We start from the raw sequence: 24,746 nt of genomic DNA on the forward strand, positions 1-24,746 counted from the left end.
GAAGCATGGCGTGGGATGGAAGCCGCGACGGGCACCAGGTCATCGTCACTCCGCGATCCGGGTCCGGTCCGCCCATGCGAAGACGGGCGCGCCGTCTCCCTGCTCGACCAGCCGGAAGTGCTCGTACCCGGCGGCGAACCGGATCTTGAGACACCCGTCCGGCAGCAGCGACGGGTCGATCTCCACCACGGGCGGTATCCCGGCGGGTCCGCCGGTGAGCCGGACCTGGATCTTGAGCGCGTCGGACATCACTGCCCCCTTGCCTGTGCCAGTTCGTTGGGCCTGCCGATGTCCTGCCAGTCGTCGCTGAGGGGCCACAGCGCCACCTTTTCGCCGCGGCGCAGGCAGTCTTCGAACAGGTGCGTGATGGGGAACTCCTGGTCCGCCGGGATGCGGTCGAGCAGGACCGGGTCCAGCGTGTAGATGCCGGCGTTCACCGGCCATTCCTGCGTCGGTTTCTCGACGATCTGCGTGAGCCGGTTCCGGTCGGACTTCAGCACACCGAACGGCACCTCGTGGTGGTACCTGCTCGTCGCGATCGTCGCGACGGCCTGCTCCCGCCGGTGCGCCTCGAGCAGCTTGCCGACCGAGAAGTTGGTGACCAGGTCGCCGTTCATGACCAGCAGCGGGTGCTGGGCCCGGTAGCCGAGGTCGCCGAGCAGCCGCAGCGCGCCGCCGGTACCCAGCGGCAGGTCGGGGTCCTCGCGCAGGTACTCGATGCTGCACCCGAGGTGCCCGCCGTCGCCGAAATGTTTCTCGATGACGTTCGCCAGGTAGTTCACCGAGAGGAATATCTTCTCCACCCCGGACCCGACGAGATGCAGCACCAGCCGTTCCAGAATGGGACGTCCGGCGACGGTCAGCATCGGTTTGGGAATCGTATTGGTCAGGGGCGCCAAACGGGTTCCCTTGCCGCCCGCCATGATCACGGCCCAGTTCGGCAGTTTCGGCACCCCGATGATCCGCCGTTCGACGTGCAGGCCGACCACCCGGTTCCCGGAGTCGACCACCGGGATGTTGCGAACTCCCAGCGCACGCATGAGATCCAGGACCGCGGCCCGGTCGGCGGCCTGGCTCGCCGTCGCACGCCAGGGGCGGACCAGGGGTGCGATCGGATCGTCCAGCGACACGCCGTTCAGGAGTCCGCGGCGCAGGTCCTGTTCGGAAACCGCACCGACCAACCGGTAGTCGTCATCCACCACGAAAACGTCGCTCAGATCGTTCATGTCGACTACGGTGAACGCGTCGCGAATTGAGGCGTTCGAACAAAGCAACAGGTCCGACAAGCACATCGTTCGTCCGTTCATCGTTGACTCGACCGAGGGGGACGCGATCCAGGGTTTCCCAGGTCAAAAGCTCGCAGCCAGGGGACGAGTTCACCCAGGAGGCAGCCGGCCGACGCCGGGGGCGCAAAACAGATGAAAGCGTGCGCGAAACGTACGGTGCGGGGGCCAGGGGCGGAGCTACGGTCGTGGCCCAATCGGCGGAAGCAGGAGCCTGAGGATCATGGAAGTGGACCTGAACCAGCCCATCTCGCAGCTCATCCGGGCCGCTCGGCGGGAGCGGAAGCTCAGCCAGTACACCCTGGCGCGCGAACTGGCGACCGTGTCGGGGCGGCCGACCGTCACGCGCGATCTGGTCGCCCGGTGGGAACGTGGGCACCAGATCCCGAGACTGGGCACGCGACGATGGCTGTCCGTCGTCCTGCAGGTGCCCCAGGAGCGGCTCGACCAGGCCGCCGCGGCGGCTCGGAGACGCAACCGGCTCGGGCACGCCGTCGTCACCGACAACGCGCCCGCCACCCCCGGTCCGGCCCGCCGCGCGCAGGGCACCCCGGCCCTCCTCCCGGTCTTCCGGTCGCGCGTGCAGGCCGGCATCCTCGCCGCGACGCTGCTCAACCCCGACCGCTCGTTCAGCCTCACCGAACTGGCCGAGCACTCCGGCAGCTCGCTGGCCTCGGTGGACAAGGAGAACAAGCTCCTGGAGAAGGCCGGCATCCTGACCAGCCGCCGCGAGGGCACGATCCGGCTGATGCGCGCGTCCGGGGACGGGCCGCTCGCGCGCCCGCTGGCCGAACTGCTCCGCCTCACCTACGGCGTCCCCCAGATCATCGGCGAGGAGTTCGGCTGCGTGCGCGGCGTGGTGCGCATCCTGGTCGGCGGCGTGTGGGCCGACCGGTTCGCCGGCATCCCCGGCCCCGCGCCGGAGAGCATCGAACTGCTGGTCTCCCTCCAGCCCGGCGTCGCGGCCGACGAGCAGGCCCTGCACATCGCCGCGCGGCGCGCCGAGCAGCGGCTCAAGCGTCCGGTGAGCTTCTCGCTCGCCGCGCCCGAGCGTGGTCTGGACGGCCTGCAGATCCCGCGGCAGCGGCCCGGGCACCCGGTCGTCGAGATCGCCCCGATCCCGCCCCGGCAGGCACCGCTGACCTCGGGCGTCGGGCTCAACGGGCACGACGTCGTCCTGCAGCTGGTGCGCGCCGGTCACCTCGACCTGGTCGGCGGTCCGGCCGCCAACGGCCAACCGTTCCTGGACCTCGCGGCCAAGCACATCTCCTCGGCCGAGCGGCTCGCGGAGGTCTCGCCGGACTCGGCGTTCCTGCTGCTGGCCAAGTCCGCGCAGCTGATCGGCGCCGGCCTGCTCGCCCGGCAGGGGCTGCGGCCCGCGCTGTCCGCGCCGGAGCAGGTGGTCGGGACGGTCGTGGCGGCCCAGTTCGGGCACCAGTTCTCGCAGATCGAGCTGCTCCGCCAGCGCGCGAAGGAACTGGACATGCCGACCAGCCGGGACAGCCACATCCTGCCGTCGGAGGCCAAGACCTACCTCGGCACCGTGCGCACGCTGCTCGCCGCGGCGCGGGAGGTCGCGGGCAAGCTCGCGCTGTTCCACTGATCGGGTTCGAAACGCAACCGAGACCGGGGCGGCGAAACGAAAATGTCGGTGCCTGCGGCTAACCTCGCAGCAAGTGGACGACCACCTCGCTGTGGAGGTGCGTGATGGCGGTTCTGCGGACGGTCGCGGGCGAGATCGCGAGCGTGGTGACGCACGCGGTGCGGTACCCGGCGGGCATCGGGCGGCGCTGGGCGATCCACCCCGTCCGCGGGGATGTGCCGGCGCCGGTGCCGGGCCGCCCGCTGGTGGTGCTGCCCGGTCTGGCGGACAACACCGCGATCTTCACCGACCTGAAGGTCGCACTGGACCGCTGCGGCGCCGGGCCGGTGGTCTCGTTCAGCTACAGCCTGCTGCTGCGCGATGTCCGGTCCGCGGCGGCGCGGCTGGCCGAGCAGATCGAGCAGCTGTGCGAGGTCACCGGCGCGGCGAAGGTCGACCTGGTGGGCCACAGCCTGGGCGGCCTCATCGCCCGGTACTACGTGCAGCGGCTCGGCGGGCACGAGCGGGTCGACACCGTGGTCACCGTCGGCACGCCGCACGGCGGCACGGTCGCGGCCTGGCTGTTCTCACCGATCCCGCTGGCCCGGCAGCTGCGCCCGGGCAGCGACCTGCTGACCGAGCTGAACCGGCCCGCGCCGGGCTGCACGACGAAGTTCGTCACGTTCTCCAGCGACGGCGACGAGCTGGTGCTGCCCAGCAGGCACGGCCGGATCGAGCATCCCGACCTCGAGGTGCGCAACGTGGTGCTGCCCGGGGTCGGTCACCTGGCGCTCGCCGCGCACCGCCAGGTCGTGGAGGAGATCTGCGCGCTGTTCGGGCCCGTCGCCGCTCCCGACGACGGGGAGACACTCACCCAGTCGGCCTGACGGCGGCCTGAAAACCGCTGGTCACAGCCGACAAGTCGATGCACGGCCGAATCGTGGGTGCTCGACGAACTCGCCCGTGCACGCTCGCCCTGGCTGCCGCGCGGCGGTTCGAGCGGGTGGTGACGGTCGACGCTACACCCGCGACGACCTGGCCGAACACGTGCGGACCGCGCACAGCACCTTCCGGTGTTCGAGATCGTGGACGCGTGCCAGAAGCGGGTCTAGGCAGACCGCGCGGGAGCCTGCTGTACCCTTCTCAGCGGAGGATTGGCCGAGCGGCCTAAGGCGCACGATTGGAAATCGTGTTGGGTGTAACAGCCCTCACGGGTTCGAATCCCGTATCCTCCGCTCTTCCGACAGACGCCGGGCACCTCCAGGGGCCCGGCGTTCTGCGTTGTTGAGCCGTTCAGTGGAGCGTGGGCCAGCCGGAACGGGGAACTCGACTGGCATGGGTGAGGACGAGGACGCGCCCGAAGACGAACTCAAGTACCTCCCCGCGCTCTGGCGGTGGACGTACGAGAGCTACTGGCGCCTGGCGTTGAGCGTCGCGCTGGTGATGGTTGTCGCGTACCTCGGCCGCGTGGGGTTCGAGTACCTGGAGGGCAACCCACGGCCGTGGACCGGAGGATCGTTCGTCACCGCCGTCGTCTTCGGGCTCGTCAGCGCTGTCGCTGCTTGGTGGGGCCATCCACTCCGGCGTCGCGGCTGACCCGGCCGTGTGAACCACCTCCGCACTTCACCCGGATGCACCAGTGACCAGGCTCATGCTCGCCTCCGCTCTACCGATAGTTTGTTGACAGGCCGCACACGCGGCCGTACGAACCGCTAGCTCGAGGAGAACCCGCGTCACTATGGCCGGAGTGGAAGAGATCCGCGCTGGGATCGCGATGGCGAACGAGAAGTGCAACGCCAGCGTCGCAGCCCTCCAGCAGGCCGCTCAGGCACTCGAGGAGGCCCAGCAGATCCTGGGCCAGGTCACCTCGGGAAGCACGCAGCCGGAGGTGACCCAGGCGAACAGCATGCTCGCCGAGGCGCTGCAGGGCATCAGCGGTCAGCAGAACACGATCCAGGCCGCGGTGTCCTCGGCCGAGTCGTACGCCGCTCGCCTCTAGATGTTCTCGCTCCCCGAGCTGCAGGCGCAGCTGGCCGCGTTCCGTGCGAAACTGGCCGAGGCAAGCGAACACACCAACCGTGCGGTGGAGCTGTTGGACGAAGCACGCGAAGTGATCGTGAACGCCCATGAGCAGGCCGACGCGTGGGTGCCGCCCGAGCTGGCGGCGGCGGTCGACCGGCTCGGCAAGGACGCCGACCGGCTGCGCGCCGCCGACGATCTGGTGAACACCTACCTGGCCCGGCTGTAGGCGCGCGATGCCGAAGGCCAACGAGCAGAAACGCCGGGTCGTGGCGGCCCTGGGCACCATGCGCGAGAAGCTCGGCATGGTGCTCGGCGCGGCACAGGCCGGCCGCCAGATCGCCGAGACCGAGCTGGCCCGCCTCCAGCTCGAACAGCAGATCGTGCGCGTCGGCATCGACGCCGCGGCCGGGGACGAGAACCTCACCGCCGCACTCCGCAGCCCGGTGATGGCCGGCGTGCGGGACAAGCTCAACGCCCAGCACGCCGCCTTCTACACGGACGCGGCGACCGTGCCCGCGCGCCTGCGCGACCTGGTCGCCCGCGTGGCGCCGGGGCCGGCCAGCATGCCGCCGAGCGCGTGGCTCGGCCGTGCGGGCCGGGAACCGCTGTCACCACCGCCGCTGTGGCGCATCGGGTCGTCCACAATGGACGACTCCGGTCCGTTCCCGGTGATGGTGCCGCTGCTGGACGACTCGCACCTGGCGATCACCACCGCCGTCCGCGGCCGCTCAGCCGTCGAATCGCTCATCGAGAGCCTGCTGCTGCGCGTGCTCAGCACGATGGAGCTGGGCTCGGTGCGGATCCACCTGTGGGACGTCGCGCAGCTGACCGCCGTGCTGCCCAACCTCTACCCGCTGTCCCGCACGTCCGCGGTCACGCTCTACGACCCGGACCAGCTCGGCGTCCTGCTCGACGAGCTGACCGGGCACATCCGGCGCATCCACGCGCACACCATGCAGGCCGGCCACACGTCGCTGCGCGGGCTGCGCGACCAGCTCGGCCAGCGGGTCGAGCCGTGGCGGGTCGTCGTGTTGTTCGGCAACGGCGAGACCTGGGCGCCGGAACCGCTGCGGGAGCTCAAGCGCATCGCCGGCGCCGCGCTGGCCGCCGGGATCTCGCTGATCACCGTCGACATCCCGACGATCCTGGGCGGCGCGTTCGAGAACATCCGCATGCTCGACGAACACCACGCGGCCACCAGCATGACCGGGCCCAACCTGGTCGTCGACCTGGACCCGCCGATCCCGTCGACCGAGGTCAGCGCCGCGGCGAGCAGGCTGGCCGACGCGATCGTGGAGAAGCAGGGCGGGCCGCGGTCGTTCCGCGACCTGCTGCCGGCCGAGCTGGGCCAGGAGAACTCCGCGCGCGAGCTGCGGGCGCCGGTCGGGTTCTTCGAGGGCGATCCGGTCGAGGTCGTCATCGGCGACGCGAGCCCGCACGCGCTGATCGGCGGGCCGAGCGGCTCGGGCAAGACCAACTTCCTGTACGCCCTGCTCGGCAGCCTCGCCGCGCGCTACCCACCGGACGAGCTCGCCCTGTACCTGCTGGACTTCAAGGAGGGCGTGTCCTTCGCCGGGCTCGCGCCGGGCCGCCGCGACGCGAGCTGGCTGCCGCACGCGCGCCTGATCGGGGTCAACGTCAACACCGACCGCGAGTTCGGCCTGGCGCTGCTGCGGTTCCTCGCCGACGAGCTGCGCCGCCGGTCGGCCGCGGCCAAGGAGCACGAGGTCACCGACCTGGCCGGGCTGCGCGCCCAGGACCCGGACGGGCACTGGCCGCGGATCGTCGCGGTGATCGACGAGTTCCAGTACCTGTTCGCGGGCCGCGACGGGGTCACCAACCAGGCGACTGCGCTGCTGGAGGACATCGCCCGCCGTGGTCGTGCGCAGGGCATCCACCTGATCCTGGCCAGCCAGGACATCGCGGGCATCGACGCGTTCTGGGGCAAGCCGGCCGTGTTCGAGCAGTGCACGCTGCGGATCGCGATGCCCAAGGCGCGGCGCGTGCTGGCCGAGACCAACAACGCGGCGGTCGCCGCGCCGAAGTGGCACGCGGTGATCAACCACGACTCCGGTGTCGCGCACGGCAACCAGCTCGCGCACGTGCCCGACGCGAGCAGCAAGGACATCTTCTCGTCGCTGCAGCGGGAGCTGTGGGAGCGCTACGCCCAGGAGCACCAGCGGCCGCGGCTGTTCGACGGCGCGCACTCGCCGGTGTTGGAGCATTCGGCCGCGTTCGCCGCCCTCAGCCCGGGCGGGCCGCCGCGGGCGCTGCTGGGGCAGTCGATCGACGTGGCGGACACGGCGTGCGCGGTCGAGCTGACCGGGGCGCCGGGCCGGAACCTGGCGATCATGGGCAACGCGATCGCCGAGGCACTGTCCATCATGGACGCCGCGGCCCGGTCGCTGGCGAAGCAGTACCCGCCGCACGAGGTCGAGTTCCTGGTGGCGTGCCTGGTCGACCGGTGCGCGCCGGCGGTCGGCGAGCTGGCCGACGGTCTGGAGGCGGACGGCCACCGCGTGGTGCGGCTGAGCGACGTCGAGCTGGGCGAGCACATGGCGAAGCTCGCGGAGGAGCCGCCGGAGCACGCGCGGATCCTGCTGCTGTACGGCGTCGACGCGGCGCTGCCCATCTTGGAGCAGAAGCAGCCCGGTCAGCTCAAGAGCGGGCTGGACCACTTCCGGGTGGTGCTCAAGCAGGGTCCCGGGAAGGGCACCCACACGATCGGGTGGTGGCGCAGCACGGCGCGGCTGAAGGACACGCTCGGGTTCGCCGGCACGGACGACATCGGGGCGTGGGCCGCGCTCGACGTGCAGGGCGCGGAGCTGAGCCAGTTCGCGGCCGGGCAGGTCGTGCACTGGTCGCCGCGGCCGGGGCGGGCGCTGTTCTTCGACCGCAGCACGCACGTCGCGCCCGAGGTGATGATCCCCTTCGACCGGCCGGAGCACCAGGGATGAACGCGGCGATGGAGTACAAGCAGATCGTCGGGCTCGCCGGGAAGGCGGCCGAGGAGCTGCGGGCGTGGGAGCGGCGGCGGGCCGAGGAGCTGGACGCCGAGATCGCGGCCGCGGAAGCTGCCCTGGCGGAGGCGAAGGAGCGCGAGGCCCGGACGGCGCAGGGGGCGCAGCACTGGTGGCGGATGGCGCAGGACAACGTCAGCCGGCTGTCGTGGCTGGAGGTCGGCGCCGACCCGGCGCCGGCGCCGCATGCCTACGCCGCGCGGCTGGATCTGTACTTGCGCGAGGTCAAGGAGAGCTACCAGGAGCTGGTGGACGCGGTGCTGTCCCTGGGCTGGCGCGCGCGACGCTGACCGGCGGGCGGCGCTGGCTGGGTCGCGGGGCCGATGGCTTGCGCGGCACCAGCCGAACGGATGCCCTGCCGGACGGCAGGTCGCCGGTGCCAAGCGGGGGCTGATGTGCCACCCGCGGACGCGGCGCCAGCCAGGCGGGCGCCGGCGAGGCTGGCGCCAGCCGAGCAGGTGCGGCGCAACTCGAGCGGCGCGGCAGCAGCCGCGCGAGTGGGAGCGGCCAGCCAGGCGGGCGCCGGCGAGACTGGCACCAGCCGTGCAGGCGCGGCACCAGCCGCGCGAGTGGGGCGCCAGCCAGGCGGGCGCCAGCCCCTGGGCGGGCCACCGGTCGCCGCGCGGCGGGGCGCCGCGCGGCGCGGGGGAGCTCGGCCCGTGCGGGGCTAGTTCGCCGGGCGGAGCCAGCTCTCCGGCTCCAGCGTGTCCGGCTTCGGCATCGGGCGGGGGACGTACGCCCGCGCCCAGCGCAGGTCGCTCCGCAGGGTCGCCGGCACCGCGGGCGAGACCCCGCGCCGGGACAGGTGGTCGATCGTCGCGCGTACCCAGTTCATGCCTTCCAGACGTTGCGCGCCTGTGGTTGGTTCCCCACGGAACCGCTGGGGAGTCGGTGACGTCGTAGCAGCCGAGAGGAAGAGGAACCCGGTGAACCGCGAGCTGACCACGAAGTCCGAGGCCGTCGACGAGCGGCCGGTCGCGCGGCGGCGTCAGGCCGCTCAGCAGGTCACCACCGCCCAGGACGACTGGGGCCTGGTCGAGGTGGGAGTCGCCGCGGACGGGGAGATCCTCGAGGTCGCCATCAACTCCGCCCTCTTCGACCACGTCAAGCCGATGGACCTGGCGGAGGCCATGCTGCAGGCCGCCCGCGCCGCCCAACGTCGGGCCAGGCAGCTGCACCGCTGACCGACACGACGCCGGGAGCGGCCAACACGCCGCCGCGATGGTGCGCTGGCCGCCGCCCGGGGGCGGCGGCCTGCGCGTCAGAGCCTCGGGCGGTACCGGATGATCTGCGGATCGTGGTCGCTCGCCTGCTCGGCGAACTCCGCGTTGATGTGCACCACGTCGTAGTCGACCCACCACAGCGCCCGCGACGTCAGGATGTGGTCCAGCACCTGCGAGTTGCCCTCGTAGACGTAGCTGTACCGCTCGTCCGCGGGCAGCCGGTCGATCTGGTCGCTCAACGCGCCGCCCGCGGTCAGGGTCTCCAGCGCGGGCGAGAACTGGTAGTCGTTCAAATCGCCGGCCACGATGACGTCCGCCCACGGGTCGGCGGCCAGCAGCTGGTCGACGAACCCGCGCAGCACCCGCGCCTGCTGCCCGCGCTGCACCTCCGAACTCCGCACCGGCGGCTGGTAACGGCCATGGGTCGGCTGGTCGCCGCCCTTGGAGTTGAAGTGGTTGGCGATCACGAACACGGTGTGGCCGTGGAAGACGAACTCGCCGGCCAGCGGCTTGCGGCTCTTCGCCCACGCGGCGTTGCCCGGATCCACCCGGCCGGGCGACACCGACAGGTGCGGCTTGCCGCGCTCCGTCACCACGGACACCGCAGTCGTCGCGTCGCCGCCCGGGCGGTCCACGAACGACACCCGGCGCGGGTTGAACAGGAACCCGACCCGGATGTTGCCGCCCGGCTCGCCACCGTCCGCCAGGTCCTGCGGGTCGATCTGCCGCCACTCGTACCGCGGGCCGCCCGCGGCGACGATCGCGTCGGTGAACCGCTGCAGGGTCTGGTCCGCGGCCACCACGCCGTCGCCCTCGCCCTCGGCGCCGTTGTTGTCCTGGATCTCCTCCAGCGTCACGATGTCCGGCGAGGCGAGGTTGTCCACGACGCCGTGCGCCAGCTGGTCGAACTTCTCCTGATCGTCCACAGCGGACAGGTTCTCGACGTTGTAGGTCGCCACGGCCAGCTCGCTCGGCGACTGCTCGCGCGTCACCTCGCGCTGGATGCCGCCGTCCTTGACCTCGCCCAGCACGGTGGCCTGCAGCGTGTACCCGCCGTAGCTGTCGTACTCCACCGGGCCCGAGGTCGGGCCGACGAGCGTGTCACCCGTGTCCGCCCGCGGGAACGGCCGCTGCGCGAACGGGATCAGCGACTCGATCTTGAGGATCCCGGTGTTCGGCGTGTCGTAACCAGTGTAGACGGTGCCGCCGCGGCCGGTCCGGTTCTCCCCCGGCTTGGTGGTCACGTAGACCTCGTTGTACTCAGTGGACGGTCCGACCACGCGGACGTCCTGCACGCTGACCACCTCGCCCTCGTGCGACTCCCAGAAGTCCAGCGAGTACTTCGCGGGCTCCAGCGGCAGGCCCTCGATGTTGCCGCCGGGCTGGGGCGCGAGCGTGCCGGGCACGGTGGCCGGTGTGATCGCGGTGGCCGCGGGCAGCGGGTTGCCGCTCGATTGAACCGTCCACTTCGGACCGGTGATCTCCGTGGTGGACTGGTAGATCGAGTTGGTGGGGCTGTCCGGGTAGTACTCGGTGACGGTGCCGGAGACCGTGACGGCGTCGCCGACGGCCACCGCGGGCGTGGTCGAGCCGGTGAACACCAGGACGCCCTCGCTGGTGCGCGGGTCGGCATCGGGCTGCGGGTCGGTCACCCAGAAGCCCCGCGCGGAGCCGAAGGTGCGCAACGCGGTGACGATGCCGGTCACGCCGGTGACCTTCTTGCCCGCCAGCGGCGAGAGCCGGGTGGTGCCCTGGATGTCGTGGATCCTGGCCGGGGTGCCGCCCGCGTCGCCGCCGGAGGTCTCGCCCTTGGTGTTGACCGGGGTCGGGGCGCCGGTGGCGAAGTCGGCGGCGTTGTTGTCGGTGTCGGTCAGCGTGGCGCGCGCGACCGAGGTGGTGTTGCCCGGCGCGGGCGCCGGGCTGGCTTCGCGGACGGTCGCCGAGCCGTAGCCGACGAGGTCGCGGACGCGCGGATCGGCGGCGCAGTCGGCGGCCGTGAGGCAGGTCAGGGCGGTGGTGCCCTGGACGAGGGCGACGGTGCCCGACGTCGCGGACATCGCGATCGACCCGGCGGCATCCGCGGTGGGCAGCGAGACCGCGCCACCCGATCCGGTGGCCTCGGCGACCAGGTACCGGCCGCCCGGTGCGACGGATCCGGTCAGCGCGGTGACCTGCCACTTGCTCGACGCGCTCGGCGAGCCGGGCAGGTACTGCACGCTCCAGCCGTCCAGCGCCGCGCTGCCGCCCGCCGTGGCGATCTCGATGAAGTCGCTGGTCAGCGTGGCCCCGCTGTTGCCACCACCGCCGTAGACCTCGGCGATCACGAGATCCGCGCTGGCCGCCGACGCCGGTGCCACCGCGACGGTCACACCGGCGAGCGCGGCCGCGGCGAGCACGCCGATTCTTCGACTGGTCGTCACCCTGAGTCCCCTCGTCTGATCATCAGTCGAGGCATCATCGCTCGATGAGGTGAGACGAAGGAAGACGCAGCGGCAACAACCGGTAACGGTTCGTCCACCTGGCCTACGACGGAGGGCGGGTGCGTCAGTGGTCGTTGACGTACGAGCTCTTCGTGGCGTAACCCGTGCTGACGCCCTTGTAGTAGAGCTCGATGTACGCGCCCTCCGGCAGGTTGTAGGCGCCACCGTCGTTCGCCGAATGCATCACGCAGGTACCGAAGCCGCCATTGGCGACGGCCTCGTACCGCCACCCGCCGTTGGCCCAGACGTTGACCATAGCGCTGGAGCCGTTGGCCTCGCTGTCGCAGACGGAGATGCGGTCGCCGTACTCCTCGACGTAGACGGTGACGCCCGGGGCGGTGAAGGTGTGGTCCCAGCCGTCCCCCGGCGGGTCGGGCATGGCGACTGCCGTGCCGACCGGGACCAGCGCCCCGGCCGCGGCCACGGCCACCGCCGCGGACAAGGTGCGGATGTTGAGCAGTCTCATCGGATACCCCCAGAAGTCCTGATCGACAAGAGGCTGAACCTACGACCGGGCGCTGACGGATCCCGCGCACCGCGGTGGGGTGTTCCCGCAGGCCAGGAACGGCCGGTACGGGTCGCCTGCGGGCCGGGAACCCCCGGACGAGGGAACCGTGCCACCCGTCCGCGTGAGCGGGCCACCACCGGCCACCCGCCGAGCCGAAACTGGGTTCCCCGACGAAAGGCAGGCACATGAGGCGGATGCTCGGCACCCTCGCGGGAGCGCTCGCTGTCGCGGCCCTCGCCGCCGCTCCGGCGTATGCGGACAACGGCCACTTCGTCACCGGGGGCGGCAACGCGGCGGCGTGCACCGACACCGGCACCCGGTTCGAGTGCGCCGGCAAGGTGGCCGGCCTCGGTGGCACGACCTTCGAGATCACCGCCACCGCCACCGGCACGGCGAAGGTCGAGTGCGTGAACCCGGCCGGCATCCGCGTGAAAGGTCAGGACACCGAGGTCGAAGTCACCGCGACGAGCGCACGGCAGCAAACCCCGCACAACGGGCAGTACACCTTCGCGCTCACCAGCAAACCCGCGGCCGTCCCCGCCGTGCCGGCCTGCCCGAACCCGCTCTGGACGGCCAAGGTGCTCGATGTGACCTTCACCACCGCGACGCTGACCCTCTCGGTCGACAACGCCACCGCGGCGGAGACCACGGTCGACGTCGGGTAGTGGGAACGACGAACGCCGGGCCTCCCTAGCGGGAAACCCGGCGTTCGATCCCGGCGGTAGCGGTGGGATTTGAACCCACGGACGGGGTCAACCGTCACACGATTTCGAGTCGTGCTCCTTCGGCCGCTCGGACACGCTACCGCCGACTAGGTTACTAGACGCCCAAGAGCGACTCGCAGGCACTCCTCACCTGGTGCGGAAGCGGCGCTGCGCGTCCCGCGCGGCGGTGGCCGCCCAGTCCGCGACCTCGGTGGTCGTCTCGCGCACGACACCGCGGATCCGCTCGGCGCGACCGGCCGTCTGGTGACGGCGGTTGCCGGTGAGGCGGCCGAACAGCTCCCGCGCCCCGCCCTTGGCCTGGCGGGACCGGCTCGTCATCCGGTTCTTCACGACGTTCATCGACCCTCCTTCGACGCGGTCGACAACGGGCTACCCCGACTGGCGCGGCGTCACACGTCCCGGTGACCGGCGAAGAAGTCGGCCAGCAACGCGGCGCACTCGGCCTCCAGGACCCCGCCGCGCACCTCCGGCCGGTGGTTGAGCCGCCGGTCGCGCACCACGTCCCACAGCGACCCGACCGCGCCGGTGCGCGGTTCCCAAGCCCCGAACACCACCCGGGCCACGCGCGCGAGCACCAGCGCGCCGGCGCACATCGTGCAGGGCTCGACCGTCACCGCGAGCGTGCAGCCGTCCAGCCGCCAGCCGTCGCCGAACTCCCGGGCCGCCGCCCGCAGCGCCAGGACCTCGGCGTGCGCCGTCGGGTCGCCCAGCTCCTCGCGGGCGTTGTGGGCGCGGGCGAGCAGGCGGCCGTCGGGCGCGAACACCGCCGCGCCGATCGGCACGTCCGGGCCGGCCTCCCGCGCCGCGGCCAGCGCCGCGGACACCAGGTCGGCGTCGGACACGTCAGATCTCGTCGAGCAACGCGGTGAACTCGCCGCCGAACCCGCAGCGCTGCGCGATCATCTGCAACTGCTCGTCCGGGTAGAGGTCGACCTCGCCGGCGATCACCTCGAGCTCCGGCCCGGGCAGGCCGAGGTCGGCGAGGATGTCGAGGTCGCCCTCGGGCCAGATCGAGTCGTCCTCCTCGTCCGGCGGATCGACCCGCAGCACGTCGAGCACGTCGGCGGCGATGTCGTAGTCCAGCGCCGCCGCCGCGTCCGAGAGCAGCAGGGACGGTCCGCGCGGGCTCGGCCGCACGATCACGAAGAACTCGTCGTCCACCGCGAGCAGGCCGAATACGGCCCCCGTGGACCGCAACTTGGCCAGCTCGGTGATAGCGGCGTCCAGCCCCGTGAGCGCACCGGCGTCGAGCGCGCTGCAGCGCCACTTGCCGTCCTCCCGGACCACGGCCACCGCGAATCCCGCAACCGGCTCCTTCACCGACATAGCGCACACCGTATACCTGGACGGATCATCGGTGCAGTCGCTCTGCGAGGATCGGATGATGACGGGACCCACCGAGTTGCCCCCTTTGCCGGACACCCGGCTCGCCGCGTTGCTCTCCGAAGCCGAGGCTCTGCAACCGGCCACCGTCGCGCTGCGCCGCGAGATCCACGCCCACCCCGAGCAGGGCCTCCACCTGCCGCACACCCAGGCCGCCGTGCGCCGCGCACTGGACGGTCTCCCGCTGGAGATCACCGACGGGAAGTCGACCTCCGCGCTGACCGCCGTGCTGCGTGGCGAGAAGGACGGGCCGGCGGTTCTGCTGCGCGGCGACATGGACGCGCTGCCGCTGCAGGAGGACACCGGGCTGGAGTTCGCCTCCGAAGTGGACGGCACTATGCACGCGTGCGGTCACGACGGTCACACCGCGATGCTCGCCTCCGCCGCGCGGCTGCTCGCGGCCCACCGCCACGAGCTGGCCGGATCGGTGGTGTTCATGTTCCAGCCGGGCGAGGAGGGCTACCACGGCGCGCGGCACATGATCCACGAGGGCGTGCTCGACGCGGCCGGGACCCGGGCCGAGCGGGCCTTCGGCATCCACCTGCTCTCCCACGTCGAATCCGGGCTGATCACCACGCGTCCCGGGCCGCTGATGGCCTCCAACGACACGTTCACGATCCTGGTCACCGGCAAGGGCGGGCACGGCTCGAGCCCGCACAACGCGATCGACCCGGTGCCCGCGGCCGCGGCGATGGTCGGCGCGCTGCAGACGATGGTGACGCGGCGGGTCAGCGTGTTCGATCCGGCGGTGGTGTCGGTGACCCGCATCCAGGCGGGCACCACCACCAACATCATCCCGGAGACCGCGGAGGTCGCCGGCACGATCCGCACCCTGTCCGAGTCCACGCGCGCGCTGGTCAAGGCGGAGCTGCCGAAGGTGTGCGAAGCGGTCGGCGAGGCGCACGGCTGCCGCGTGCTGGCCGACATCGAGCCCGGCTACCCGGTGACGGTGAACGACCCGGACCAGGCGTTGCGCGTGCTGGACCTCGCCCAGCGCGTGCTCGGCCGGGCCGAGCTGATGCCCGACCCGATCATGGGCGCCGAGGACTTCTCCTATGTGCTGCAACGGGTTCCGGGCGCGTTCGCGTTCCTCGGCGCGTGCCCGCCGGACCTCGACCCGGCACAGGCGCCGACCAACCACTCCAACCGGGTGCGCCACGATGAAGGCGCTTTCCCGAAGGGTGTCGCGATGTATGCGGCCTTCGCACTCGACGCCCTGGCAGGATGACGCCCCGTGCGAGACGTATGCGTGATCGGGCTCGGGTTGATCGGCGGCTCGGTGCTGCGCGCGGCCGCGACGGTGGGGCGCGGGGTGTGGGGCGCCACGACTTCGGCGGCCGACGCCGAGGCCGCGGCCGCTGACGGGTTCGACGCCACGACCGACGTGGAGGCCGCACTGCGGCGAGCCGCCGACCGGGACGCGCTGGTGGTGCTGGCGGTCCCGCTGACCGCCGTCGAGGAGGTGCTGCGGACGGTCAACATGTGCGCGCCGACGTGCCTGATCACCGACGTGACCAGCGTGAAGACCGGCGTGCTGACGGCCGCCCGGGCGTTCGCGCCGGAGGCCCGGTTCGTCGGCGGCCACCCGATGGCTGGCACCGCGGAATCCGGCTGGCGCGCGGGCAACGCGGCGCTGTTCGGCGGCGCCGCGTGGGTGGTGTGCGTGGAGGACGACACCGACCTGGCCGCGTGGGCCGAGGTCGCCCGGCTGGCGATCGACCTCGGCTCGCACGTGGTCCCGCTGACCGCGGCGACCCACGACGAGGCGGTGGCCCGGATCTCCCACCTGCCGCACCTGCTGGCCGCCGTGCTCGCGGCCGTCGGCGCGGACGGCGGGCCGGTCGCGATGGCCCTGGCCGCCGGCTCCTACACCGACGGCACCCGCGTGGCCGCCAGCCGCCCGGAACTGGTCCGGGCGATGACCGAGGGCAACCGCGAGGCGCTGTTGCCCGTGCTCGACGAGGCTCTCGGCCGGCTCGGCGCCATGCGCGGGTCACTGGCCTCCACCGGCGGCCTCGCGGTCAGCATCAACTCGGGTCACGAAGGCGCGCAAGCGCTTGCGGCCGCCAGGCAGGCCACACTGTCGGGCGTCCGCGTCGCGCTGGGCGCGCCGGATGCCCGGGACGGCCTGCGCGCGCTCGGCGAACGCGGCGGCCGCATCACCGCTCTCGCCGACGACACCGCCATCGGCGAGGTGCCGTAACGGTTACGGCTGGGTCGGTCCGCTCTGGGTGGGTCCGGTGGGTCCGGTCTGTGTCGGTCCAGTTTGGGGACCGGCCGGCCCAGGACCGCCCTGCGGACCCGCCGGGCCGGGGCCGGCTTCGCCGTGGCCGCCGCCGGACTGCTTGTGCAGGAAGTCCTTCGCCTTCGACGTGACGTTGTCGATCTTGCCGGAGTGCTGGCCGAACTTCGACTTGGCGAACCCGCTCGCCTTGTCGAGGCCGTGCTCGATCTTGTCGGCGTTCTGGTCGAGCGCCTGCTGCGCCTTCTTCTTGATCTCGTTGAAGTTGATGCCCATGAATCCATGAAACCCCAAGGTCAGCGCCCCCGCATCCGGTAAGGCCCTGGTTTACTGGTCGGTAACCCCTACGCGAGCGGAAAGGCCACCGATGCCAGCCAGGACGTTCACCTTCGAGGTCACCCGAACCAGCAGCGCCCCTCCCGCGACCCTGTTCCGGCTGGAGACGGACGGCGCCCGCTGGTCCGAGTGGGCCAAACCGCTCGTCGTCGTGTCCAGGTGGGCCCGGTGGGCCGACCCGGTCGGCGGGGTGGGCGCGATCCGGACGGTGGGGACCTGGCCGTTGCTGACCCACGAGGAAACGGTCGAGTACGAGCAGGACCGGCGCCACGTCTACACGTTCGCCGAGCCCGCGCCGGTGCGCGACTACCGGGCCGAAGTGCTGTTCGAGCCGCACGGCACCGGCACCCGGCTGACCTGGCGCGGCTCGTTCCGGGAGAAGGTGCCGGGCAGCGGGCCGATCGTGCGCGCCGTGGTGGCGGGGGTGATCCGGTTCCTGTCCGCGAGGCTGGTCAAGGCCGCCGAGCGCTAACCGGCACCGAGGCAGAGGAAGGGGCGGCGGAGCGGATCCGCGGCCGTCGCGTGCGCCAGGGCCAGCGCGGGGGAGACCCCGGACGCGAGCCGCTGGTGCAGGTCGGTCATCGCCTCCGCGGCCGCCCGGTCGCCGACCCGCGCGATCGCGCCGACGATCGTGCGGGACCCGCTGGCCAGCAGCGCGCCGGCGAACCCCAGCGCCTCCTCGCCGGGCCGGATGTGGCTCATGGCCAGCTCGCACGCGGCCAGTACCACCCGGTCCGGCGGGCGCCGCAGCCGCGCGGTCTCGTGCGCGAACAGCGGCCCGTCGACCAGTTCCAGCCGCGAGAACAACGCGTTCGCCGGCTCGTGCGCGCCGTGCGCGACCAGGTGCGCCAGGCCGGCCCCGTCGAGCGCCGCCAGCACCGCGGAGCTGGTCGCCGATGAACCGTCGACCAGCGTCGCCGACGGGTAGACCGAGCGCAGCTGCTTCACCTCGCCGATCGCGCCGGGGACGTCCGGCCCGCCGACCAGCACGACCGGGTCGATCAGCTCGCGGCGCATCGCCGTGACCCACGCCGTGGCCGACGGCGCGATCGACAGCGGGCGCCCGCGCAGCGACGGCAGGGCCGACCACGGCAGCGCGTACAGCTGGCCGGTCGGCACGATCACCAGTTCGCGGTCGCCGATCGCGTCCGCGAGCGGCCGGACGACCCGCTCGTCGAGGAGGCGGGCCCGCTTCTCCGCGGACGCCGTGACGGCCGCGACCAGCGGCAGCGGCAGGTGGTCCGGCGCCAGCGCGTTCAGGTCGGCGTGCAGCTGCTTGGTGATCTCCACGACCTCGTCCAGACCACCGAGCCGGACCAGCCGGAACCGGCCGTCCCGCACGACCACCGCGGACAGCTCGCCGTCCTGCCCGATCAGGCTCACCAGCACGCGTTCGCCCAGCTCGGCGGCGACCTCCTCGGGTGAGCTGACCGGGCGTGGCCGGCCCCACGGGCTGGTGTACCAGCCGAGGCGGCCCGCTTCCCGCTGCAGCTGGGCGTAGCGCTGCTCCAGCGCCGTCACCGGCCTGCCCTCCAGGCGGTTCTGCTGCGCGAGCCGCCGCACCTGCCGCATCTCGGTGATGAGCCGCGCGAGCACCGGATCGTCGATCGCGGGCAGCGGCTCGTAGCGGTAGACCTGCGCGCGCGTGCGCTCCTGCCAGGCGAACAGCCGGCGCGCCCCGGCGTGGCCGCGGGTCGTGCCGAGCACCAGACCGACCGCCAGCCGGCCCAGTTCCTGGCCGTGCACCGCGGTCCCGCACACCAGGTCCAGCCCGCCCATCCGGTCCCGCACCCGGCTCAGCTCGCGCAACCCGGCGCGCGCCTGCGCCAGCGCGGCGCGCGGACGGCCGGTCGCCACCGCGAGTTCGGCCCGGCACAACCGCAGCAGCATGACGTGGTCGACCGGGGTGGTGCGACGCGGCCGCGGAACCCGCGCCAGCAGCTCTTCGGCCACCGTGACCTCGCCCCGGCGCAGCAGCAGCCGCACCGCGAGCAGCCGCGCGAGCGCCGCCTCGTCCCGCAGCCCCAGCTCGACCAGCGTGCCGGCGTGTGTGGTGAGACCGGCGACGAGCCGGGCCGGCGGGCGGCGCGAGTCGCCGAGGACCTCGGTGGCGTCGGCCCGCAGCCGGGTCAGCGCGGCGACCGCGGCCCACGGGATGTTGCCGCGGCGCCGGAACCTGCGGTCCGCGTCCGCCGCGAGCCGGCGCGCCAGGCGGAAGTCCCGGTTGAGGATCGCCGCCGCCGCCCGGGCGATCTCGGCCTCGGCGATGTCCTGTGACGCCCGGCTGTCCCGCAGCTCCGGGAGCACCTCGTCCAGGTGGCGGGCGGCGTCGTCGGCGAGCCCCGCCGCGAGCAGGGCGCGGGCCTGCTCGACCCGCAGGCGCGGCAGCCAGCCCGGCGCGGCCTCCCGGTAGATGCGCGCCGCCTCCTCGTAGTGTCGCAGCGCGCCCGGGATGTCACCGATCAGCTGGGCGTGCTCGCCCAGGTTGTGCCGGACCTTGCCCTCGATGCGGGTGAGGCCGTGGTCGATCGCGAGCTGCAGGCAGCGGCGCAGGTCGGCGAGCGCGGCCGCGGAGTTGTTCATCGCGACGTGCATCAGCGCGCGGTTCATCAGGTTGCGCGTCAGGGGCAGCGCGTTGTCGGCAACGTCGCGCTCCAGCACGGGGATGATGCTGTCGAAGAGCTTCACTGCTTCGGCGAACCGGCCGGTGCGGCCGAAGACCAGCGCGCGCTGGGCCTCCACGACGGTCGTCAGCGACCGCCGCTGCGGGCCGTCCGGCAACGCGGACGGCAGGCCGGCGGCCTCGTCGAGGTGCGCGAGCCCGGCCTTCGCCGAGCCGACCTCCGCCTCGGCCAGTGCCAGGCTGATCAGGATCCGGGTGCGCAGCACGACCCATTCCGGGTCGGTCGCGTCCCCGGTGTCCAGCCTCTTCAGTGCGCGGTTGAGCAGGCGCACGGCCTCGACGTTCTGGAAGTCGCCGGAGGCGTCGGCGGCGCGGCGGTGCAGATCAGCGGCTGCGGAAAGGACGCGACTGCCTGCACCTGAACCTGCCACGGCTCCTATCTGAACACATCCGGAGATCAGTTGGGGCGGCCGGTGGAACTCAGAGCACGACCGCGGGCGTGACGACGGTGCGGCGGCTGCTGGCCCCGCCCACCGAGATCACGATCTGGGTCGTCCCGCGCGGCACGTCGTCGAGCACGAACCGCCCACCTTCGTCGGCGACGGTCGACGACGAACCGTGCTCGGCCACCCGCACCTCGACCCCGTGCGCGGCGGCGGGCACGAGCCAGCCGTCGATGCGGTGGCAGTGCCCCACCCTGGTCAGGTTGATCATCACCGTGAGGTCGCTGACCGTGAACGTGATCGTGCCCTCGTCGGTGATGCTGCGGACGCCGGCCAGCGCCGGATCGGCCCGCTCCCACTGGGCGATCTCGAAGTCGAGGTTCTCCAGCTCGAGGGCGAACTGCACGCGCTCGACCAGGCCCTGCGGCGGCGGGTCGGCGGCGGCCAGCACCCGCCCCAGGTCGGCCAGGAGCGCTTCGTCGTCGGGGTGTGCCCCACCCCCCGGCACTCCGATGTCGTTCATGCGCTGCCCCCTTCGATGTCCAGCAGTTCGCGCATCGTCTTCAGGCAGCGGCCACGGTTGGGCCCGATGCTGCCGCGCGGCATCTGCAGCGCTTCGGCGACGAGCCGGTACTCGGCGCGACCGGCCAGCACGGTGAGCCGCAGCAGCTCCTGGCACCGCTGCGGGAGTTGGCGGAAGGCGTGCCACAGCCGCTGGTCACGCTCGCTGCGCAGCACCTCGGCCTCGGGCGCGGGGTCCGTGCTCGGCACGGTCTCGGCCAGCTCGTCGGTCAGCGGCACCGGCGGCGGTTTCCGGCCGCGCACGCGCTGCGACTCGTGCCGCGCGGTGACGACCAGCCAGCCGGCCAGCGCCTTCGGCTCCCGCAACCGGTCGAGGTGGCTGACCAGCGCCAGCCACACGGTCTGGACCACGTCCTCGGCCGAATGGGTGTCCAGCCCCTGTCCGCGCGCCACGTTCCACACCAGCGGGGTCAGCTCGGCGACCAGGCGGTTCAGCGCTTTTCTGTTGCCCGCGCGGGCCGCCTCCAGGCACGCCTCGAACAGCTCCGGTCCGCGGAGTCCCTCCCAGGACGGATCCGCCTCGGCGGTCCTCGCTTCGGTCACCGCGTTCGCCCCCACTTCGAGTGGTACTCCTCGGGTCAGCGCTTGGCAGTATCTCCGGCCCTGTCACCGTGCAGAGCACGAAGGCCGGAGCCAGATACACAACATCACTCGTTCGGAGTAGTCACGGACAGCACGAACGTGACGGAGCGGCGCGGCTCGACCTCCCACGGCCGCGCCAGCTCCGCCCGGAGCAGGTGCCGGCCGGCCTCGACGACGTCGAGTGCCAGCCGGCGCACGCCCCCCTCGCCCGGTGGCCCCTCCCCGTGGGCCACCCCCCTGGACCGGACGTGCTCGTCGGCCACCACGCGGACCGCGTCCGGCAGCCGCCAGCGCCACCGGTACCCCGACCCGCGGACCTCCGGCAGGCGCAGCTCGACCGTGTCCCCCACGCGAAGCCGCGCCGTCTCCCCCGCGTCCGCCTGCACGAGCCGGATCTGTGCCACTGGAAGCTCCCCAGGGTGGCGGTGGCCGGCGGCCCCCTCGGCTGCCGGCCACCGCCGGTCTGTGCACCGGCGTCAGACCAGGATCTGGTCGATCTGCCCGGCGGCGTTCTCGTGGAAGGACACCGGCAGCCCGTGGTTGCGGGCCAGCAGCGCCAGCGTCGTCAGCGAGCTGCGGCCGTCCCCGGCGGAGGCGAGCCGCTTCCAGCCCAGGCCCGCGACGAACACCCAGACCCCCGGGTTGGCGCTCGTCGACCACAGGCTGGTGATGGAGCGGTTGCGGATCCACAGGCCGGCTTGCTGGTGCACCGGCTGCGGGGCGGGCGGGTGGCCGTTCCCGTTGACCGGCGGGGTGTTCGGGTCGTAGGCGCCGGTGGGCGGCGTGTTCGGGTCGTAGGCGCCCGTGGGCGGAGTGTTCGGGTCATACGCGCCGGTCGGCGGCGTGTTCGGGTCGTAGGCGCCCGTGGGCGGAGTGTTCGGGTCATACGCGCCCGTGGGCGGAGTGTTGGGGTCATAGGCGCCGGTGGGCGGGGTGTTCGGGTCGTAGGCGCCCGTCGGGGCACTCGCGGTCTCCGCGGTCAGGGCGGCCAGCTCGGCGTTCGGGTCGTCCCGCGGGCCGGTGTCCGGCGTCTCGCTCTTGCTCGTGGTCATGCTTCGCTCCCCATCAGTAGGTGGTCGCAACCTTGGTCAGCACGCCGCGGTCGAGGAACGGGCTGACGGGATGACCGCCCGCCCGCGCTTCGGCGAGCAACGCGAGCTGGCGGCTCACGCTCGCGGCGTCCCCCGAGAGCCGGACCCAGCCCAGCTGCTCCAGATACGCCCATTCGCCATCACCGGCGGAGAACAGGCGCAGCGCGCGCTGCGGCGGTAGCCAGGCGCGCAGGGTGACCCCGGTGCAGCCGAGGGTCGTCGGCCGCGGTTCCGGGTAGTCCTCGATGAAGGCCTCGCCGTAGGCGATGCGGAAGAACCCGCCCTCGCCCCAGTCGGTGCCCCAGGAGTTCTTGGCGATCCAGCAGTTCTGCTCGTCGTCCCACCCGATGAGCGCGACGCAGTGCCCGCCGTTGCTCTCCGTCGTGGTGGCGCGGTAGATGCCGCCGGTGTAGTGGAAGAAGTCGTCGTAGATCACCATGCACGCGGTGACCGGGCCGTAGCCGTAGATGTGGTGCTTGATCGCGGCCGGGTCCTGGGTGAGGTCGACGACCCCTTCCGCGCGGGCGACGCGGTTGACCCAGTTCGGGTGCAACGCGCCGGTTCCCTCGTCCGAGTAGGGCCAGTAATCCTCGAAGGTGACACCGTGGGAGGCGCAGTCACCCATCAGGTCGTCCGGCCAGGAGCCGGTGTCACCCGGCTTGCGGTGTCCGGGCGCGAACCCGAAGAACAGGTGCGCCTCGGACAGGTCGAGGCGCATGCCGGTGTTGCGGCGCGTGTAGGCGGCGGTCCCCTCGAGCGCCGCCACGGTGCCGAACGCGCTGCAGGACCCCGATTCCCCCTGGTCCTTCACCGGTGTGACGTAGCTGCGACCGCACACGTCGCGGAGGTCGAACTTCGTCGGCAGCGTGCTGCCCGGCGCGTGCACGGCGGTGCAGGGCTGGCCGGCGGCCCCGAGCGCGACCTCGAGCATCCGTCCGGGCAGATCCGCCCGGGCTTCCACCTCGGCCGCGCTCGGGGCCGGCACCCCCAGCCGCACCCTGCGCGACTCGCCCGCCAGCCGGCTGAGCACCGTCTCCCCCGCCTGCCACGGATCCCCCATCGTGGCAAGGGAATCCCGCACTGCGCGGATTTCCTCGGCGAAGGGCCGGGGAGAGCTCATGCGTTCCTCCAGTCGGTGTGCAACCAGCCAACGCCCCTATGACGCGGAGGGGCCCTCGCCAGATACACAGCGACAGAAGTTTTTCCAAAGCACCTGGTCGGCGGCGGCCGGTTTCACCCGTTCAGACCAATGCGACGGCTTCCGCGAGCTTCTCGCCCCACAACCGGTAGCCGGCCGGCCCGGGGTGGAAGCCGTCCGTCGCGAACAGCTCCGGGTTCACCACCTCGCGCGGCACCGGGCAGTAGGTGACCTCCGGCAGGGCCGCGAGCGTCGCCGCCGCCGCGTCCAGCGCGCCGCCCCGCAGGCCCAGGACCAGGCGCAACGGCTGCGGCAGCGACGGGAACGCGCCGAGCGGCGGGACCCCGGCCAGCAGGACCGGCACCGGCCCGAGCGCCCGGCGCGCCGTCACCACCAGGGCCAGCAGGTCGCGCCGGTAGCGGCCCGGCGAGCGCATCTCGATGGTGTCGTTGACGCCGAGCGCCACCACGAGCAGGTCCGCGGGCTCCCGGCACGCCTCGTCGAGCAGTTCCGACCGGACGGTGCGCGCGTTGGCGCCGGTCCGGCCCGCCACACGCCACGCGATCCCACGCCCGAGCCGCCCGGCGAGCGCCGACGCCAGCTGTCCGGTCAGCGCCTCCTCGTGCGTCTCCGCGCCGACGCCATCCACTGTGGACTCGCCGATCACCAGCAACCGCAGCGGGTCCGGGCCGGGAACCGAACCCGTCACCGGCCCGGAAGCGCCGGGCAGCCTCGGCGTCGTCCGGCGAACGCGAAGGCCCTGTGCGACCAGCACCGGCGCGAGTCCGACGGTGGCCGCGACGGTCAGGAAGGAACGAGAAGTTGACACCCGTTCACATTAGCCCTTGGCGATCGACACAGCCACCTTCGACAGCGCCGGATCCGCTGCCGCCCGCAGCACGTAGTCGGCCAGGTCGGCCCGCGAGATGGTGAAGCTGCCGCGCACGTTTCCCCTGGTCTCGCTGGCGATGCGGCCGGTGTGGGGGCCGTCGCCCAGCTTCGGCGGGCGCACGATGGTCCAGTCGAGGCCGGAGGCGATCACCCGGCGTTCCATCTCGCCCATGTCCGCGTACTCCTCGCGCAGCATGCGGATCAGCATCGGCTTGACCACCAGCCGCGTGAACCAGCCGTCACCCTCGCGGTGCATGCCGCTGTTGCTGACCACGACCAGCCGCCGCACGCCGGCCGTCGCCATCGCGGTCATGATGCTGCTCGTCCCGTCGCGGCAGATCACGCTCGGGCCGCGGTCGCGCGGCCCCAGCGCGGACAGCACGGCCTCGCGCCCGGTGATGGCCGGCACGAGCGAGTCCGGGTCGAAGACGTCCGCCGTCACGACTTCCAGCCGCGGGTGCGCGGGCACGTCCAGCCGCGCCGGATCGCGCACCACGGCGGTGACCTGGTGGCCCGCCGCCAGCGCCTGCCGCACCACCTCGACGCCCGTCCCGCCGGTCGCGCCGAACACCGTCAGCTTCACGGTTTCCCT

General features: G+C 72.5%; 29 protein-coding genes and 2 tRNA genes. 13 read left to right on the plus strand and 18 right to left on the minus strand.

Annotated features, from left to right (window positions below; all coding sequences use genetic code 11):
- Positions 1-45 precede the first annotated feature (45 nt).
- Both IE290_RS17105 and IE290_RS17110 read right to left on the minus strand, forming a co-directional pair.
- A complete protein-coding gene (locus tag IE290_RS17105) occupies positions 46-249 on the minus strand; it encodes a DUF5988 family protein (protein WP_191245555.1) in 204 nt (67 codons plus the stop codon).
- Positions 249-1,307, minus strand: coding sequence for a nucleotidyltransferase family protein (locus tag IE290_RS17110; RefSeq protein ID WP_191245556.1), 1,059 nt, complete (start codon positions 1,305-1,307; stop codon positions 249-251). Before IE290_RS17110 ends, IE290_RS17105 begins: the two co-directional genes overlap by 1 nt.
- 199 nt (positions 1,308-1,506) lie before the next feature.
- Here IE290_RS17110 and IE290_RS17115 point away from each other — a divergent pair, with 199 nt between their 5' ends.
- The 8 genes from IE290_RS17115 (at position 1,507) to IE290_RS17150 (ending at position 8,197) form a co-directional block, all read left to right on the plus strand.
- On the plus strand, positions 1,507-2,886 hold the full coding sequence (locus tag IE290_RS17115; protein WP_191245557.1) for a transcriptional regulator: 1,380 nt from the start codon (positions 1,507-1,509) through the stop codon (positions 2,884-2,886).
- 104 nt (positions 2,887-2,990) lie between these two features.
- Positions 2,991-3,752, plus strand: a complete 762-nt coding sequence (locus tag IE290_RS17120; RefSeq protein ID WP_191245558.1) for a lipase family alpha/beta hydrolase — start codon at positions 2,991-2,993, stop codon at positions 3,750-3,752.
- 261 nt (positions 3,753-4,013) lie between these two features.
- Positions 4,014-4,100: transfer RNA gene (locus IE290_RS17125), tRNA-Ser, on the plus strand.
- Between the two features lie 100 nt (positions 4,101-4,200).
- Positions 4,201-4,461, plus strand: coding sequence for a hypothetical protein (locus tag IE290_RS17130; protein WP_191245559.1), 261 nt, complete (start codon positions 4,201-4,203; stop codon positions 4,459-4,461).
- A 142-nt stretch (positions 4,462-4,603) separates the two neighbouring features.
- Entirely contained in the window at positions 4,604-4,864 is a 261-nt protein-coding gene (locus IE290_RS17135; protein WP_017986316.1) for a hypothetical protein, read from the plus strand.
- Positions 4,865-5,113 carry a hypothetical protein gene (locus tag IE290_RS17140; protein WP_094008747.1) on the plus strand — a complete coding sequence of 83 codons (249 nt, stop codon included), beginning with the start codon at positions 4,865-4,867 and terminating at the stop codon, positions 5,111-5,113.
- Between the two features lie 7 nt (positions 5,114-5,120).
- Positions 5,121-7,844 carry an FtsK/SpoIIIE domain-containing protein gene (locus IE290_RS17145; protein WP_191245560.1) on the plus strand — a complete coding sequence of 908 codons (2,724 nt, stop codon included), beginning with the start codon at positions 5,121-5,123 and terminating at the stop codon, positions 7,842-7,844.
- On the plus strand, positions 7,841-8,197 hold the full coding sequence (locus tag IE290_RS17150) for a hypothetical protein (protein ID WP_191245561.1): 357 nt from the start codon (positions 7,841-7,843) through the stop codon (positions 8,195-8,197). Before IE290_RS17145 ends, IE290_RS17150 begins: the two co-directional genes overlap by 4 nt.
- Positions 8,198-8,574: 377 nt before the next feature.
- Here the strand turns inward: IE290_RS17150 and IE290_RS17155 are convergent, their stop codons facing one another.
- Complete coding sequence (locus IE290_RS17155) at positions 8,575-8,742, minus strand: hypothetical protein (RefSeq protein WP_191245562.1); 168 nt, start codon at positions 8,740-8,742, stop codon at positions 8,575-8,577.
- A 91-nt stretch (positions 8,743-8,833) separates the two neighbouring features.
- On the opposite strand from IE290_RS17155, the gene IE290_RS17160 reads away from it, so the two are divergent.
- Positions 8,834-9,091: a YbaB/EbfC family nucleoid-associated protein gene (locus IE290_RS17160; RefSeq protein WP_191245563.1), complete on the plus strand. Its 258-nt coding sequence runs from the start codon at positions 8,834-8,836 to the stop codon at positions 9,089-9,091.
- Positions 9,092-9,168: 77 nt separating this feature from the next.
- On the opposite strand, the gene IE290_RS17165 is transcribed toward IE290_RS17160, so the two are convergent.
- Positions 9,169-11,550, minus strand: coding sequence for a DUF8508 domain-containing protein (locus tag IE290_RS17165; RefSeq protein ID WP_308431361.1), 2,382 nt, complete (start codon positions 11,548-11,550; stop codon positions 9,169-9,171).
- Positions 11,551-11,674: 124 nt separating this feature from the next.
- Positions 11,675-12,076, minus strand: a complete 402-nt coding sequence (locus IE290_RS17170) for a hypothetical protein (protein ID WP_191245564.1) — start codon at positions 12,074-12,076, stop codon at positions 11,675-11,677.
- A gap of 227 nt (positions 12,077-12,303) precedes the next feature.
- Between IE290_RS17170 and IE290_RS17175 the strand changes: the two genes are divergently transcribed.
- The gene (locus tag IE290_RS17175) at positions 12,304-12,783 is read left to right on the plus strand and encodes a hypothetical protein (protein WP_229874544.1); all 480 of its coding nucleotides are present in this window, start codon (positions 12,304-12,306) and stop codon (positions 12,781-12,783) included.
- Between the two features lie 54 nt (positions 12,784-12,837).
- Here IE290_RS17175 and IE290_RS17180 read toward each other — a convergent pair.
- The 4 genes from IE290_RS17180 to IE290_RS17195 form a co-directional block, all read right to left on the minus strand.
- A tRNA-Ser gene (locus tag IE290_RS17180) sits at positions 12,838-12,924 on the minus strand.
- A 45-nt stretch (positions 12,925-12,969) separates the two neighbouring features.
- Positions 12,970-13,182 carry a CsbD family protein gene (locus IE290_RS17185; RefSeq protein ID WP_094008740.1) on the minus strand — a complete coding sequence of 71 codons (213 nt, stop codon included), beginning with the start codon at positions 13,180-13,182 and terminating at the stop codon, positions 12,970-12,972.
- 50 nt (positions 13,183-13,232) lie between these two features.
- Positions 13,233-13,685, minus strand: coding sequence for a nucleoside deaminase (locus tag IE290_RS17190; protein WP_094008739.1), 453 nt, complete (start codon positions 13,683-13,685; stop codon positions 13,233-13,235).
- Position 13,686: 1 nt separating this feature from the next.
- On the minus strand, positions 13,687-14,169 hold the full coding sequence (locus IE290_RS17195) for a tRNA adenosine deaminase-associated protein (protein WP_191245565.1): 483 nt from the start codon (positions 14,167-14,169) through the stop codon (positions 13,687-13,689).
- Between the two features lie 58 nt (positions 14,170-14,227).
- Between IE290_RS17195 and IE290_RS17200 the strand changes: the two genes are divergently transcribed.
- The gene (locus IE290_RS17200; protein ID WP_191245566.1) at positions 14,228-15,454 is read left to right on the plus strand and encodes a M20 metallopeptidase family protein; all 1,227 of its coding nucleotides are present in this window, start codon (positions 14,228-14,230) and stop codon (positions 15,452-15,454) included.
- Positions 15,455-15,475: 21 nt separating this feature from the next.
- Positions 15,476-16,429 carry a prephenate dehydrogenase gene (locus IE290_RS17205; RefSeq protein WP_191245781.1) on the plus strand — a complete coding sequence of 318 codons (954 nt, stop codon included), beginning with the start codon at positions 15,476-15,478 and terminating at the stop codon, positions 16,427-16,429.
- 3 nt (positions 16,430-16,432) lie between these two features.
- On the opposite strand, the gene IE290_RS38410 is transcribed toward IE290_RS17205, so the two are convergent.
- Positions 16,433-16,744 carry an antitoxin gene (locus IE290_RS38410; protein WP_191245567.1) on the minus strand — a complete coding sequence of 104 codons (312 nt, stop codon included), beginning with the start codon at positions 16,742-16,744 and terminating at the stop codon, positions 16,433-16,435.
- A 91-nt stretch (positions 16,745-16,835) separates the two neighbouring features.
- On the opposite strand from IE290_RS38410, the gene IE290_RS17215 reads away from it, so the two are divergent.
- On the plus strand, positions 16,836-17,276 hold the full coding sequence (locus IE290_RS17215; RefSeq protein WP_191245568.1) for an SRPBCC family protein: 441 nt from the start codon (positions 16,836-16,838) through the stop codon (positions 17,274-17,276).
- On the opposite strand, the gene IE290_RS17220 is transcribed toward IE290_RS17215, so the two are convergent.
- The 8 genes from IE290_RS17220 to IE290_RS17255 all read right to left on the minus strand — a co-directional run bounded on the left by IE290_RS17220 (position 17,273) and on the right by IE290_RS17255 (position 24,737).
- On the minus strand, positions 17,273-19,858 hold the full coding sequence (locus IE290_RS17220; protein WP_191245569.1) for a CHAT domain-containing protein: 2,586 nt from the start codon (positions 19,856-19,858) through the stop codon (positions 17,273-17,275). The two genes, IE290_RS17215 and IE290_RS17220, sit on opposite strands and share 4 nt — an antisense overlap.
- Before the next feature lie 49 nt (positions 19,859-19,907).
- Positions 19,908-20,393 carry a carboxypeptidase regulatory-like domain-containing protein gene (locus IE290_RS17225; RefSeq protein ID WP_191245570.1) on the minus strand — a complete coding sequence of 162 codons (486 nt, stop codon included), beginning with the start codon at positions 20,391-20,393 and terminating at the stop codon, positions 19,908-19,910.
- Entirely contained in the window at positions 20,390-20,995 is a 606-nt protein-coding gene (locus tag IE290_RS17230; protein ID WP_191245571.1) for an RNA polymerase sigma factor, read from the minus strand. The genes IE290_RS17225 and IE290_RS17230 overlap by 4 nt, the downstream gene beginning before the upstream one ends.
- A gap of 104 nt (positions 20,996-21,099) precedes the next feature.
- Complete coding sequence (locus IE290_RS17235; RefSeq protein WP_191245572.1) at positions 21,100-21,438, minus strand: protease inhibitor I42 family protein; 339 nt, start codon at positions 21,436-21,438, stop codon at positions 21,100-21,102.
- A gap of 72 nt (positions 21,439-21,510) precedes the next feature.
- Positions 21,511-22,086, minus strand: a complete 576-nt coding sequence (locus IE290_RS17240) for a hypothetical protein (protein ID WP_191245573.1) — start codon at positions 22,084-22,086, stop codon at positions 21,511-21,513.
- Between the two features lie 13 nt (positions 22,087-22,099).
- Positions 22,100-23,245 carry a C1 family peptidase gene (locus tag IE290_RS17245; RefSeq protein ID WP_229874545.1) on the minus strand — a complete coding sequence of 382 codons (1,146 nt, stop codon included), beginning with the start codon at positions 23,243-23,245 and terminating at the stop codon, positions 22,100-22,102.
- Between the two features lie 121 nt (positions 23,246-23,366).
- Entirely contained in the window at positions 23,367-24,092 is a 726-nt protein-coding gene (locus IE290_RS17250) for an SGNH/GDSL hydrolase family protein (RefSeq protein WP_191245574.1), read from the minus strand.
- A gap of 9 nt (positions 24,093-24,101) precedes the next feature.
- Positions 24,102-24,737, minus strand: coding sequence for an NAD(P)-dependent oxidoreductase (locus IE290_RS17255; RefSeq protein WP_191245575.1), 636 nt, complete (start codon positions 24,735-24,737; stop codon positions 24,102-24,104).
- Positions 24,738-24,746: the final 9 nt, after the last annotated feature.

It is taken from the genome of Amycolatopsis deserti (genome assembly GCF_014653945.1).
Taxonomy (GTDB): domain Bacteria; phylum Actinomycetota; class Actinomycetes; order Mycobacteriales; family Pseudonocardiaceae; genus Amycolatopsis_E; species Amycolatopsis_E deserti.